Annotated in this window: 1 protein-coding gene and 2 pseudogenes; all 3 read left to right on the top strand. The window is 65.2% G+C overall.

The window, feature by feature from the left end; genetic code table 11:
• Positions 1 to 181: pseudogene (locus QZH66_RS16610) on the top strand (anthranilate/aminodeoxychorismate synthase component II); the annotation flags it as partial.
• An 85-nt stretch (positions 182 to 266) separates the two neighbouring features.
• Positions 267 to 374, top strand: a pseudogene (gene trpD, locus QZH66_RS16605) (anthranilate phosphoribosyltransferase); the annotation flags it as partial.
• A 52-nt stretch (positions 375 to 426) separates the two neighbouring features.
• The coding region (trpD, locus tag QZH66_RS16600; protein WP_305806969.1) for an anthranilate phosphoribosyltransferase at positions 427 to 1,151 on the top strand (725 nt) is incomplete at its 3' end.

Here is a 1,151-nt window from a genome sequence, read left to right as displayed (position 1 = left end):
GTCCATAGCGCGCGCGAGCTGCCCCGAGGTGCTCGAGATCACCGCCTGGACCGACGACGGCGAGATCATGGGCGTGCGCCACAAGGAGCTGGCCATCGAGGGCGTGCAGTTCCACCCCGAGAGCATCCTGACCGAGCACGGCCACGCCATGCTGCGCAACTTCCTCGAGCAGCGCGCCTAGGCGCTTTTGCTTTGATAGCTTTCAGCGCTTGCGCAGCAAGGGCTGGAGGCCTTAAACACCTTCAATTCCCTTGCTGTAATCCGCCATGTCCATCACACCGCAAGAAGCGCTGCAGCGCACGGTCGAGCACCGCGAAATCTTCCACGACGAGATGCTGCACATCATGCGCATGATCATGCAGGGCNCGCTTGCGCAGCAAGGGCTGGAGGCCTTAAACACCTTCAATTCCCTTGCTGTAATCCGCCATGTCCATCACACCGCAAGAAGCGCTGCAGCGCACGGTCGAGCACCGCGAAATCTTCCACGACGAGATGCTGCACATCATGCGCATGATCATGCAGGGCGAGCTCTCGCCCGTCATGACGGCGGCCATCATCACCGGCCTGCGCGTGAAGAAGGAAACCATCGGCGAGATCACCGCCGCCGCGCAGGTCATGCGCGAGTTCTCGACCAAGGTGCCGGTAGCGGACGCCACGCACCTGGTCGATATCGTCGGCACCGGCGGCGACGGCGCCAACACCTTCAACATCTCGACCTGTGCCATGTTCGTCGCCGCCGCCGCCGGCGCCAAGACCGCCAAGCACGGCGGGCGCAGCGTCTCGAGCAAGAGCGGCAGCGCCGACGTGATGGAGCAGCTCGGCGTGCACATCAACCTCGCGCCGGCCGCGATTGCGCAGTGCATCGCCGAGGTCGGCATCGGCTTCATGTTCGCGCCCAACCACCACCCGGCCATGAAGAACGTGGCGCCGGTGCGCAAGGAACTGGGCATGCGCACGCTGTTCAACATCCTGGGGCCCCTGACCAACCCGGCCGGTGCGCCGAACATCCTGATGGGCGTGTTCCACCCCGACCTGGTCGGCATCCAGGTGCGCGCACTGCAGCGCCTGGGCGCCGAGCACGCCATCGTGGTCTATGGCCGCGACGGCATGGACGAGATCAGCCTGGGCGCCGCCACCCTGGTCGGCGAACT

The organism is Stenotrophomonas sp. YIM B06876 (assembly GCF_030711595.1).
GTDB lineage: Bacteria > Pseudomonadota > Gammaproteobacteria > Xanthomonadales > Xanthomonadaceae > Stenotrophomonas.
Note: the sequence above shows the minus strand (reverse complement) of the source record. Positions and strands in the feature narration are given on the sequence as shown.